The following is an 11,197-nucleotide window of genomic DNA, read 5'->3' as shown; positions in this document are numbered from 1 at the left end:
AATTTGAAGCAATTATGAGGAAACTATATCATGACAACACCTTATGATAGCTGTTAAAAATGTAACAGACTTTTACAAAAAGTTATTAACAAACTTTATGATTTGGAAATCCCTGCTATGGTAGATGCTACATGCCCTTTCACTCGTACTTTCCGCCATTCTTCGACTAAGATCCCCTGCTCATCAATCAAAAAAGTTGAACGTACAATGCCCATGAATTCTCTTCCATAGAGCTTCTTGAGCTGCCATACACCGAACATTTCACTTACCTTATGATCCTCATCAGACAACAGTGGAAAGGGTAGACTATTCTTCTCCGTAAACCTTATATGCGAGGCCAAGGGATCTGGACTGATGCCTAAAACAACCGCACCAAGCGCAGTAATCTGATCATGAGCGTCACGGAATTCGCAGGCCTCCTGCGTACAGGCTGGTGTCATATTTTTAGGATAAAAATATAAAATGACCTTTCGGCCCAGGTACTCATTTAAATTAACCTCTTGCCCACTGGAGGACGGAAGGGTGAAATTCGGTACTTTTTGTCCAATAGCTACTACGTTCAAGTTATATCCACTCCTTCTTAATATTGGAGGATTGAGCATGAATTGCGCGTATCCCCAAAAGAAATTATAATGTAGAGAATGTGAATGCGAAAGGAAGAACGAGAAATGCCACCTAGAAAGAAAAGGCACGCAAAGACTAATAAGTCAAAAAAGAAACCGCTGCTTTGGACCCTGGCCATTATACTCCTACTTATTATCGGTGGAACCATTTATTACTTCACTTCCATTGTCAATGAGCTTGGCAGCATGTCGAACACCGAGAATTCACCATTCAAGAATGCTGAAACCGTTGATGTTGACACTCCAGAACCTCCAAAGTGGGAAGGTACAGAGCCTGTTAATATACTACTAATGGGCGTGGATGCCCGCGGTGTCAAGAAGGGGGAAATTCCTCGTTCCGATACAATGCTCGTCGCCTCACTTGATCCCGTGAAGAAGAAAATCAGCGTATTCTCAATTCTTAGAGACACTTACGTTCCGATTCCAGATCACGGTGAAAAACGAATTAATTCAGCTATCATTTATGGACCTAACACGGCGATGCAGACTGTAAGCGATCTGCTCGGCATCCCGATTCAATATTATGTCTACACGGACTTCCAAGGATTCATCAAGCTAGTAGATGCCGTTGGTGGTGTAGATTATGAAGTCGAGAAAGATATGGTGTACAAGACCATTGCAGATGGTCCCGAGTATGACATTGATCTTAAAAAAGGATATCAGCATCTCGACGGTAATAAAGCTCTGCAATATGTACGTTTCCGACATGACGCTACCTCCGACTTCACTCGGACCGAGCGCCAGCGTGCATTTCTCAAGGTTGTGGCTGACAAGCTGATCAAGACCACATCCATAATCAAGCTACCGAATATCCTGTCTCAAGTTACGCCTTATATCGAAACCAATTTGACAGTAAATGATATGTGGAAGCTTGCAACCGTCGGGTATGATAGTACCATGGGCGGTAGTGAGCAAATTCCGCCAATGGATCTGCTCAAAGAGGAAACTACAAGTGACGGATCGCAGGTTATAGGCATTCGCAGTGAGAAGAAATTAAAGGAATTTGTTCAGGATACCTTAAATGGCCCTGAGCCAACGCCTACACCTTCAACTTCACCAGGGACTACTTCAAGTAGTAACACTAGCGGAACCCAATAAAGATCTGACAAGCAACGTTCACAAGTAGACACTACAGGCAATGGTATAATACGGGCGGACAGCGGAAACACCGTTGTTCGCCCGTTGCCATGAGCACCAACAATCGAAAGGATGATCACATTATGAATCGTTCCACATCTGAGCAACTTTATCACGAAGCCCTTCAACATATCGTTGGAGGTGTAAATAGCCCTTCCCGCTCTTTTAAAGCTGTTGGAGGCGGAGCACCTGTATTTATGAAGCGTGCCAGTGGATCTCACTTCTGGGATGTAGATGGCAATGAATATATCGACTATCTTCAAGCCTATGGACCGATCATTACCGGCCATGCTCACCCACATATAACGAAGGCAATTACCACTGCAGCTGAGAATGGTGTTCTTTACGGAACCCCAACAGAGCTCGAAATTAAGCTTGCTAAAATGCTTAAAGAAGCTATTCCATCTATGGATAAAGTCCGGTTTGTCAATTCCGGCACAGAAGCGGTTATGACTACCATTCGTGTCGCTCGTGCTTATACAAAGCGCAGCAAAATCGTAAAATTCGCTGGCTGTTATCACGGCCACTCTGATCTAGTGCTTGTTGCAGCAGGATCCGGGCCTTCTACGCTTGGTATTCCAGATAGTGCCGGCGTTCCAAGCAGTATTGCACAGGAAGTAATCACTGTTCCTTTTAATGATCTAGATAGCCTGCAAGAGGCACTGGAGAAATGGGGCGAGGATGTCGCCGCTGTAATGGTTGAACCGATCGTCGGTAATTTCGGTATGGTTATGCCGAAGCCTGGATTCCTCGAAGGGCTCTGCAAGCTGGCTCATGATAACGGCTCACTCGTTATTTATGACGAAGTTATTACTGCCTTCCGCTTCCACTATGGTTCCACTCAGACCTATGCAGGACTGGATAACCATGAAGACATTACTCCTGACCTGACAGCACTCGGCAAAATCATCGGCGGCGGCCTACCAATCGGCGCGTACGGCGGTCGTAAGCATGTGATGGAACAAGTAGCACCGCTAGGACCGGCATACCAAGCGGGAACAATGGCGGGTAATCCTGCTTCAATCTCCGCAGGGATCGCCTGTCTGGAGGTGCTGAGCGCAGAAGGCGTATACGATGAGATGGAGCGGCTTGCGATCCGTCTTGTCGATGGACTTCAGGAATCTGCTGACCGTCATGGCATTCCACTGACAATCAACCGCATCCGTGGTTCATTCTCCACTCATTTCTGTAAGCATCCGGTTACGAATTACGATGAGGCACAAGATACAGATGGCGAATTGTTCGCCAGCTTCTTCCGTCACATGTTGAACCGTGGGATTAACCTTGCCCCTTCGAAATATGAAGCTTGGTTCCTAACGACAGCACATACCGATGCGGATATCGATGCTACACTGATTGCAGCTGAAGCGTCATTCGCCGCTATGGCGTCTGAGAAATAAGAAGTAATTTACGGCCACAAAACATACAGAAACCTACCACCAAATTCTGGTGGTAGGTTTTTTGCATAGGTACTATTCGAAATCGACTTGCTTGTCCAATATAATTTCCGTCATAGCAGGTCCAAACATTCGGTCAACTCCAGGTATTAAGGAAAATTGGACCGTGTCCAGATCTGTTGGCAGCGGCGGTGAGACCAAAAACTGCATTTGTGTATGAGCGCCCCCTCCGTGACCTCCATGCGGCTGGATTTCATAGACTGCCTCACTGATAATCTCCAATGTTAAAGCGGCTCTAAGATGAATGTGCTCCACCGTTTCTTTTAAATACTTAATCTCCACAGTAACTATACTAAGCGTTTCATACTGCATAGCATGTGTAAGTGTATATTCGCAATCTTCGAAGACTATCCGCTTCACAATTGGAAGTACACCAAGTAGCAAGCCGGGCTCTTCCCAATATTTCCGTCTGGGTACAGCCTCATTCAGACTGTGTATATACTGTACAATCTGAGAAGTGTCCATCTCGAATCTGGTTGACCACTCCTCAAGAAGCTCACTCTCTGGGGAAAACCGTTTTTTGCCTGTTATAGCTTTACGTTCCTGAATCAGAGTCAAAATCTGCTCATCAATCTTTTTAACCTCATCATTATATTCGTTGACCACGCCTCTTATTGGCATTCTCCCCCAAGCCATTCAATAACCTCCTTCTGATCTTAAATTTAATTCTTATCTATTCGCTATAATGTTACCTTCCGTGGATTAATTTGTAAAATAATTGAAATCATACAATCCTGCAGATGACAAAAAAGCGTGCGTTCCTCAGCTATAAGCCGTAAGACCGCACACTTTTTTAAATCAAAATTATTCTCCTACTTACTCGTACAAGTTACGGATCTCCACTCCCTGAGGAAGCTTGAATGGATTCTCCTTGTTAATTCGATCATAGAACATGATCCCATCGAGATGATCAATCTCATGCTGGATGATGATGGCTTGGTAGCCCTTAAATTTAAGGACCACTTCCTTACCCTCAAGATTATATCCCTTAACCTTCACAGATTCGTATCTCGGTACAAATCCATGCACTGGTCGATCAACGGACAGACATCCCTCACTCTCCGGTAAGTACACCATGGTTAGTGAGTGACTGATGATTTTAGGGTTAACCCAAGCATGCTCTACGATCTTTCCTCTCTCGTCCGTAGAATACATCACGAACATACGCTTCGTAAGTCCGATTTGATTCGCCGACAGGCCTACACCAGAGCGTAAATTGTATTCTTCGGAAATTTCCGGGTCCTGACTGTTCTTTAGAAACTGAAGCATACACTGCAGAGTCTCACGATCCTCCTCCTGCAAAGGAAGCTCCACTGGCCCAGCTACGGTACGAAGTACGGGATGACCTTCCCGTACAATATCATCCATAGTGATGATATATTCAGCACTGAATTTTGAACTAGACAATATTCCATCCACCTTTGCCTTACGGGCTTAATTTAAGTACTTATAATATAGTATGCAGATTTATGGATTAATGAAAGCAGTTCGCAGTTTGCTACTATAATTCACATCGAATCCAAGTCCGGTCGCCAATGCGGCAAGGGGAAGATAAGTTTTATCTTCTTTACCTACCTTTTGCAGAAAAGCAGGGGTATCAATGGCTACATTCTGTCCATTCACCTTAATGAATTTACTGCCAATCGTGATTACGACAGTCCGTCCACCATATTCGATAGTTGCGCTAGAGGTCTTATTATCCCACTTTCCGTTAGCGCCTACGGCATTCAGAATATCTTTAAGCGCCAAGAAGTTCTGACCATTCTTAAGGATAGGTTTATTCGGTGTATTTAACTCTACACCCTTTACTACAATCGACATCGGTACAGTATCCGTAGCCATTGCTGCTACAGTAGGAATGCGGTATTCCCCCCATTGTAATTCAGCAAATACTTTTGCAATGGTCTCGTATCCGAGCTGCGTAGGGTGAAAATCCGCTTGTCCTGCCCCAATAATATGTGTGAGTGAGCCTTCTGAGCCGGCAAACTTTGCCGCCACATGAGCTACTAATACCTTTGCTCCTGGTTGATTTACGCTTGCGGCCACACGATCTGCCGAATCCGTAAATTGGGCTGCTGCGGTCATCAATTTGGTGTACATTGCACCAAGAGCAATCTTAGGAGCAGGCTGATATTGGTCAGCCAGTATAATTGTTGCTTGAGGATTTATCGCACGAATATTCTCAAGAGTCGCCTTCACATTCGTATTATAATCCGCTAGCTTCTGCTCCAGCTGAGATTCGAAATCTGTATCTGTCAGTTCCTTAACCTGTAAGAAAAGACGGCTTACATCATTCCCCCCAATTGTAATCGTAATCAGATCGGCTTCCTTGAGCTCTGATGCGATCTGCGGGGTTAACTTGGCGAACTGGTCTATCCGTGGATCTGGCAGACCTGACTGAATACCTTCAGCGGTAATCGCTGAGCCGTCCTTGATGGCTCCTGTGTAATTAAGTAGTCCAGCAGTGGTCAGTCCAAGAATACCATAATTGGTAAGCTCGCTTCTGCCATGATACCACCCCTGCTCCAGTAGCCGCTCCGCATAGCCGTAAGGCTTAGTATTCACATCCGTCATTCCCGGCTCGTATCCGGCAGTAATCGAATCGCCAAGAGCTACGATGCGAAAGACATCCTGACTTGCGTTTTGTGTTGCAGACGTGTCAGCCGCATTTGCCGATCCGGCACCTACACCAATTAGCACAGATAACAAAAGCATACCGCTTGTGCCAGCTGCTAAAATTCTTCTCCACTTGCTTAGCATCGTATCCCTCCCAAAATGTTCTAATTCTCATTCTACCATCCCTGATAGCAACGCAAAAGAGCGGCCTCCCATATTCGGGAAACCGCCCTGCAAATCACTATTCTATTCACAACTGGGAACCTTTATATTATTCTTTATCTGAATTCTCTTGTGAATTCAAATTCTTCCCGGCGCGCTCCAAATATTTATCATAACGATCGTCCAGTTCATGTCCAATCTTACGATAACGAAGCGTCTCCTCCACAATAGGATCCATTGTGGTCTGGATACGAATTTCATACTTCGGAGAGATTTCACGGATTTCTTTAGCAGTACGGTCACCCTGTTCCATCTCACCATCTACCAACATTTCACTTAGCTTGCGTTCCAGATCATCCTTCTCGCTCATGATGCATCGTCCTCCCTAAAGCTTATATCCTGTTGCTTCAGCATTCTTCAGTGACGAAACCAAATATTCGTGAATATGACCATTACTTGCTACTAAATGACGAGTGCCAATATCGTATGGACGACCAAGCGTATCCGTGATTCTGCCCCCTGATTCAAGGACTAGCAGCACTCCTGCAGCACAATCCCAAGGGCTTAAGCCTACTTCCCAGTAGCCATCTACTCGGCCCGCTGCTACATAAGCCAAATGTAGAGCAGCCGAACCTCCTGCACGAATACCACGAATCTGTGGAAGAACGCTCTGCAGTCCCGCCATATTCACAGGTTGTGCAAATTCACGGTCCGGTGGAAAGCCCATAGCAATCAAGCTGTCTCCAAAAACGTTCTCCGTAGAAACTGCGGTAGGAACACCATGCATATAGGCTCCCTTACCTTTTTCAGCTACGAACATCTCATCACGAATCGGATCGTAAATTACACCAACCGTCAATTCTCCACGAATCACCAAAGCAATAGAAACACAGTAAAAAGGAAATCCGTGTACAAAATTAGTCGTACCATCTACAGGATCTACAATCCACAGATATTCATGCTCACGGGCTTCTTCCAATGCAGCGGTTGCTGCTGCTGCACCCGGGGATACACCTTCTTCACCGAGGATCGCATGATCTGGAAAATGCGTCAGAATCAACCTGCGGATCATCTGTTCAACGCCTTTATCTACTTCCGTAACCAGATCCTGTGCCGATGTCTTCGTATTAAGTTCCTTCACCAGGCCCTGTCTGCTCTTTATCCATTCTCCTGCTTTGGCAGCAGCATTAATAGCTACCGCCGTATGTCCCTTGCTCGATACTACATAGGGTTCACGTTCGTTCTTACCCTCTGGTTTTAAAGGACTCATATCTTCACTCCGCTTCCTTGAACATAATCGCCATTGGCATGAAATTTAAAGCAATCCTATTCACAATACCGTGCAATACGCCAAAACGTTCTCAAAGTTCCGCCATAAGGGATACCCAATTGGTTGTATGATCCCTTGAATGTTATTCGTAATAAAGTTTCATTCAACGTACCCTATTTCAAGTTACATATCAAGTCATGATAGGACCCGTATTCGGGACCTATCGCCTTATTTTCATTGTTTAAGGTTCGATATTCACACTTGCCCCATTTAATACGGAAATTCCGTTACCGGCATCAGCCAGCTCCTTCATTGTTTCCATCAATCCAAATAACGCACCATCTTTTAGTTTCGCCTCAATCATAACATCGACAGCAGGAGTATCTGCGGCAATACGCTTTAAAAAGGCTACTAATGGCGCAGGTTCTACGCCGTCTGCATGACTGCGTGGGTCAGACGGACTGCGCGGACTAGAGACATGAATCTTAGGCGGCAAAAGCTCTCCCGCTGGAACATCCTTCAGTGAAAGCTCGCTCCGCCATGTCTGTTGAATGTCAGGCCATAGCTCCCAAGGGAGCTCTCCTTCATTATTCACCCATTGATGGTGAATATCCAGCACCATCGGCAGACCTACATTCTGACAAACCGCTAGTGTCTCCGGGGCTGTGAAGGTCTTATCATCATTCTCCAGCGTAATACGCTCCTGCAGCGCTGCTGGCAGCTCGCAGAAATGCTTCTCGAACCGCTTGGCTGCCACCGGCTTGTCCCCATAGGCTCCGCCAATATGAATATTATTCTTCGCCATGGCAGGAAGTCCCATGGCATTTAGCATGTCCGTATGGTGCTGCAAATCCCGGATGGAACTTATCAGCACCTCAGGACGGGGTGTACTAAGCACTGTAAAGTGATCTGGATGAAAGGACACCCGCATCCCATGTTTTTTCACATATTGCCCCACTTCCGCGAATTCCTCTGCGAGCGCAGCAAACGGATTCCAATCCTGTAAATCAGGATGCGTCGCCAGAGGAATTAACTTGGAAGTGAGACGGTACACAAAGATGTCCGAACCCACATTATGCTTCATTAGTCGCAGCGTATTGTGCAGATTCATCCGAGCGAGGTTCTCCAAGCGCCGAAGTGCCGCTTCACGGTCATCCAGCTTCTTGAAGGAGGCCATCGTCATAGTCTTGGATGGTGAGCAGTCTTTGATAACGGTGGACATCGCTACATATCCAAAACGGACAATCATCCCTGCGCTCCAAAAAACATTTCATCTGCTAGTGCAGTCTGCACTTTGGACTCTTCTTCATTCAATTTACGCACGAGTTCCATTTCGACCGCTGTAACCTCATGCCCCTGAAAATTAATCTCTGCAATCGAGGCAGAGATTTTGACAATCGCTACAGCTACATTCTCAGGTGTGTAGGCAATCACCTTCTGACCCGTCGGATACACGCGAAAGCCCTGCTTCACCATTTTGGTACGACCGTACTCCAGCAACTCATAGAGCTCTTGTTCATTCTTGAACTTACAGACGGAATTGAATTCAGTTTGAAAACCCATATTTCTTCGCCCCTTTCCAGTCGGGATGAACCCGCTAGCAGCTTCAATTACTCGTTGTCATACTTAAGACCTTGTTTGAAATTATAGCGCTCTAAAGCTAACTCAATCATACGGTCTAACAGAGCTCTATAAGATACACCTGTCTCACGCCACAATAGCGGATACATGCTGTAAGGTGTGAAGCCAGGCATAGTGTTCACTTCGTTTATTAGAATTTTACCATCCGATCTCCGCAGGAAGAAGTCCGCCCGAGTAATACCACTACCCTCAATGGCTCTAAAAGCGGTTATCGCGGACTCCCGCAGACGATCGGCAACTTCAGAATCTACTGGCGCAGGAATCATCATTTGCGATTTGCCGTCCGTATACTTAGCTGCGTAGTCATAATATTCTCCAGAAGAAACGATTTCACCCGGGACAGAGGCCTCTGGCTCATCATTTCCGAGCACCCCGACCTCTACCTCACGAGCATCCACGAATTCCTCAATAATGACTTTGGTGTCATAACGGAAGGCAAAATCTATAGCTTTTATAAGACTTTCCTTATCAGAAGCCTTAGAAATACCTACACTTGAGCCCAAATTTGCAGGCTTAACGAATACTGGATACCCCAGTTTATCCTCTACACCCACAATCAACTCATGACTTTTTCTTTTCCAAGCGCTGATGTTAAAATAACAATATTCACACTGGTCCAGACCGGCATCAGCGAACAGCTTCTTCATGACAACCTTATCCATACCTGCCGAAGAGGCAAGAACACCAGCCCCGATGTAAGGAATATTCGCCATTTCGAACAACCCTTGAATCGTTCCGTCCTCACCATACGTGCCATGCAGCAGCGGGAACATGACGTCCACCGTTTTTTCAGCACCGGACAGTCCACTAAATACTACATTCAGGGCTGTGCCCATATCTTCAGTTGCATCTGAAAGCTTGAGCTGCTCTACCTCACTATAAGGTGCCGATAATGTCTCTCCGACTTTCCATAAACCCTGTTTTGAAATGTAAAAAGGGATAATCTCATATTTATCGTAATCAAATGAGTTCATCACGGCAAAAGCCGTCTGTAGCGATACCTCATGTTCTCCGGATTTGCCCCCGTACACTAGCCCTACGGTTAGTTTTGCATTCCCCATACCTTTATTACCTCTTTCTGTCTTATAAATAGTCGTTAATATGAAAAAAACGGTATTTCGTTTGATCCGTCCAAGCGTAGGAATCACGATAGTCCCAGAAGCGATGACGGCTGCTAACTGTACGTGCATTCACAAGCGGCATGCCACCAGCATCAAAGGCTGTGACGATCGTGCTGTGCTGATATTGCCCGTTGCCATCCCAGTCATATTGAATGATATCGCCAAGCATCAATTGCTCCGGCCGCTCCATCACTTCCGCACGCAAGCCATTGCTCCGGCTAACGCTCAAATAGCGCTGCAGACTGTCTGATACAGCCCAGCTATAACTCCACCATTCTTGTTTCCCTTGGTAGCCTTTGTACCACCAACCCGTTTCTCTTTTACCAGTATAGTTGATAGGTGCTCCCCCTGCAAAGAGGCATTGGGAGACATAATTCGTACAATCCACCTCAAATGTTTCGAACTCTGGATTACCGTCTTTCCACCAACGGTCGGCATAAGCCACCGCTTCTTCACGGTTGTAGCGAACCTCTCTTGAGCCCGGGATCTCCCCCAGAATATTCCGGTTCAGAAGAGGCTGTGATGGCAACGGAGCTGGTAAAGCTTCACCCCACTTGGACAATCTGCCAGATAACTCTACCTCTGCTCTATGAACCGTATTTCTTTCGGGAATGGTTCGTTCTATAGCAGCGATTTCCCAGCCCCCTCCGTCTCGTACAAAGGTCAACCGCTCCAGCTCAACCCTATCCTCGCGGTGGTTAACGCCTCCTTTTTCATAATAAAGTGCACTATGCAGCGTAACCTCTGCTACCACCTCAGTCGGAGTCTGCCGGACGGTCCGTAAAGTCTTTACACCTGTTTCCCCCCGTAGCGGAGTGATCCCACGAGCGTTATACCATTCAGCGATTCGGCGTGAACGTTCCCCTTGCTCCACCAAAAAGCGTGGATCCTTAACGGACACGGAAACGGTTTGCGATGAGGACTTAGGTTCCACCCTGGCCTTATTCACTTGATCTACATATACATATAGACTTTGCTTCCATTGTTGCTCCATTATACTCGCACCCCTTCATTCCCTTTTAACTGCTGCTCTATGTATATGAAAGGAAACAGGCCGCTATACAGATCGCTTCAATTTACATGGCAAGGCATACGCTTTGCTTATAGCTCTCGTTTTTGGGGTAACTCTAAATGGTTTTAGAGATGCGATATTAGGGCTTTATATATAGG

Annotated in this window: 12 protein-coding genes; 2 read left to right on the top strand and 10 right to left on the bottom strand. The window is 46.0% G+C overall.

Features of this window, described 5'->3' with window-relative positions:
* Positions 1–95: 95 nt before the first annotated feature.
* The gene (gene bcp, locus NSU15_RS02970; protein ID WP_339289077.1) at positions 96–563 is read right to left on the bottom strand and encodes a thioredoxin-dependent thiol peroxidase; all 468 of its coding nucleotides are present in this window, start codon (positions 561–563) and stop codon (positions 96–98) included.
* Positions 564–668: 105 nt separating this feature from the next.
* On the opposite strand from bcp, the gene NSU15_RS02965 reads away from it, so the two are divergent.
* Positions 669–1,721, top strand: coding sequence for an LCP family protein (locus NSU15_RS02965; RefSeq protein ID WP_042123967.1), 1,053 nt, complete (start codon positions 669–671; stop codon positions 1,719–1,721).
* A 122-nt stretch (positions 1,722–1,843) separates the two neighbouring features.
* The gene (locus tag NSU15_RS02960) at positions 1,844–3,160 is read left to right on the top strand and encodes a glutamate-1-semialdehyde 2,1-aminomutase (RefSeq protein WP_042123965.1); all 1,317 of its coding nucleotides are present in this window, start codon (positions 1,844–1,846) and stop codon (positions 3,158–3,160) included.
* Positions 3,161–3,232: 72 nt separating this feature from the next.
* Here the strand turns inward: NSU15_RS02960 and NSU15_RS02955 are convergent, their stop codons facing one another.
* The 9 genes from NSU15_RS02955 to NSU15_RS02915 all read right to left on the bottom strand — a co-directional run bounded on the left by NSU15_RS02955 (position 3,233) and on the right by NSU15_RS02915 (position 11,024).
* Positions 3,233–3,853: a hypothetical protein gene (locus tag NSU15_RS02955; protein ID WP_339289075.1), complete on the bottom strand. Its 621-nt coding sequence runs from the start codon at positions 3,851–3,853 to the stop codon at positions 3,233–3,235.
* A 180-nt stretch (positions 3,854–4,033) separates the two neighbouring features.
* Positions 4,034–4,585 carry a peptide deformylase gene (gene def / locus NSU15_RS02950; RefSeq protein ID WP_339291225.1) on the bottom strand — a complete coding sequence of 184 codons (552 nt, stop codon included), beginning with the start codon at positions 4,583–4,585 and terminating at the stop codon, positions 4,034–4,036.
* A 99-nt stretch (positions 4,586–4,684) separates the two neighbouring features.
* Positions 4,685–5,977 (bottom strand): stalk domain-containing protein, encoded by a 1,293-nt coding sequence (locus NSU15_RS02945; protein WP_042123961.1) that lies wholly within the window; start codon positions 5,975–5,977, stop codon positions 4,685–4,687.
* A gap of 127 nt (positions 5,978–6,104) precedes the next feature.
* The gene (locus NSU15_RS02940; protein ID WP_042123959.1) at positions 6,105–6,365 is read right to left on the bottom strand and encodes a hypothetical protein; all 261 of its coding nucleotides are present in this window, start codon (positions 6,363–6,365) and stop codon (positions 6,105–6,107) included.
* Between the two features lie 15 nt (positions 6,366–6,380).
* Positions 6,381–7,265 carry an inositol monophosphatase family protein gene (locus NSU15_RS02935; protein WP_042123958.1) on the bottom strand — a complete coding sequence of 295 codons (885 nt, stop codon included), beginning with the start codon at positions 7,263–7,265 and terminating at the stop codon, positions 6,381–6,383.
* A gap of 241 nt (positions 7,266–7,506) precedes the next feature.
* Positions 7,507–8,514 (bottom strand): UV DNA damage repair endonuclease UvsE, encoded by a 1,008-nt coding sequence (gene uvsE, locus NSU15_RS02930; protein ID WP_042123956.1) that lies wholly within the window; start codon positions 8,512–8,514, stop codon positions 7,507–7,509.
* Positions 8,511–8,828 carry a hypothetical protein gene (locus NSU15_RS02925; RefSeq protein ID WP_042123954.1) on the bottom strand — a complete coding sequence of 106 codons (318 nt, stop codon included), beginning with the start codon at positions 8,826–8,828 and terminating at the stop codon, positions 8,511–8,513. Before NSU15_RS02925 ends, uvsE begins: the two co-directional genes overlap by 4 nt.
* A gap of 47 nt (positions 8,829–8,875) precedes the next feature.
* The gene (locus NSU15_RS02920) at positions 8,876–9,967 is read right to left on the bottom strand and encodes a D-alanine--D-alanine ligase (protein WP_339289072.1); all 1,092 of its coding nucleotides are present in this window, start codon (positions 9,965–9,967) and stop codon (positions 8,876–8,878) included.
* Between the two features lie 22 nt (positions 9,968–9,989).
* Positions 9,990–11,024 carry an amidase domain-containing protein gene (locus tag NSU15_RS02915; protein ID WP_042123949.1) on the bottom strand — a complete coding sequence of 345 codons (1,035 nt, stop codon included), beginning with the start codon at positions 11,022–11,024 and terminating at the stop codon, positions 9,990–9,992.
* Positions 11,025–11,197 lie beyond the last annotated feature (173 nt).

This window comes from Paenibacillus sp. FSL E2-0201, assembly GCF_037963325.1.
Taxonomy (GTDB): Bacteria; Bacillota; Bacilli; order Paenibacillales; family Paenibacillaceae; genus Paenibacillus_AQ.
This window is presented reverse-complemented; position numbering and strand designations above follow the sequence as displayed.

Excerpts from the sequence above, each read along its gene's own strand:
- NSU15_RS02965 (WP_042123967.1), top strand. The coding sequence starts at position 669 with ATGCCACCTAGAAAGAAAAGGCACGCAAAGACTAATAAGTCAAAAAAG.
- NSU15_RS02960 (WP_042123965.1), top strand. The coding sequence starts at position 1,844 with ATGAATCGTTCCACATCTGAGCAACTTTATCACGAAGCCCTTCAACAT.
- NSU15_RS02955 (WP_339289075.1), bottom strand. The coding sequence starts at position 3,853 with ATGGCTTGGGGGAGAATGCCAATAAGAGGCGTGGTCAACGAATATAAT.
- def (WP_339291225.1), bottom strand. The coding sequence starts at position 4,585 with ATGGATGATATTGTACGGGAAGGTCATCCCGTACTTCGTACCGTAGCT.
- NSU15_RS02945 (WP_042123961.1), bottom strand. The coding sequence starts at position 5,977 with ATGCTAAGCAAGTGGAGAAGAATTTTAGCAGCTGGCACAAGCGGTATG.
- NSU15_RS02940 (WP_042123959.1), bottom strand. The coding sequence starts at position 6,365 with ATGAGCGAGAAGGATGATCTGGAACGCAAGCTAAGTGAAATGTTGGTA.
- NSU15_RS02935 (WP_042123958.1), bottom strand. The coding sequence starts at position 7,265 with ATGAGTCCTTTAAAACCAGAGGGTAAGAACGAACGTGAACCCTATGTA.
- uvsE (WP_042123956.1), bottom strand. The coding sequence starts at position 8,514 with ATGATTGTCCGTTTTGGATATGTAGCGATGTCCACCGTTATCAAAGAC.
- NSU15_RS02925 (WP_042123954.1), bottom strand. The coding sequence starts at position 8,828 with ATGGGTTTTCAAACTGAATTCAATTCCGTCTGTAAGTTCAAGAATGAA.
- NSU15_RS02920 (WP_339289072.1), bottom strand. The coding sequence starts at position 9,967 with ATGGGGAATGCAAAACTAACCGTAGGGCTAGTGTACGGGGGCAAATCC.